Below are 260 nucleotides of genomic sequence, written 5' to 3'. Positions count from 1 at the left end.
CGAACCATCCACCGCAGCGGAACCCAGCCGACGACGACCTACGCCAAAAGCCTCTTCCCGGTGTTCGGTATCGACCTGAACTTCGTGGGACGAGCGGAAGACCTGGCGGCACAGGTTGTCCCGGTCGTCCGCACGAACCTCCTGGACCGGGCCGACAGGATGCGCCGCATACTGCGCTCCCGCGGCTGAAGGCTTGCGGCGCTGGTGCTTCTCCGGGCGCCCACCCGCGGTAACTCGGACAAGAGCAGCCAGTACAGGGC

1 protein-coding gene is annotated in these 260 nt (G+C 66.9%); it reads left to right on the top strand.

Features of this window, described 5'->3' with window-relative positions:
- The coding region (locus tag J0695_RS42780; protein WP_206970178.1) for a hypothetical protein at positions 1–189 on the top strand (189 nt) is incomplete at its 5' end.
- Positions 190–260: the final 71 nt, after the last annotated feature.

The sequence above is a fragment of the Streptomyces beijiangensis genome, assembly GCF_017315755.1.
GTDB lineage: Bacteria > Actinomycetota > Actinomycetes > Streptomycetales > Streptomycetaceae > Streptomyces > Streptomyces beijiangensis.
This window is presented reverse-complemented; position numbering and strand designations above follow the sequence as displayed.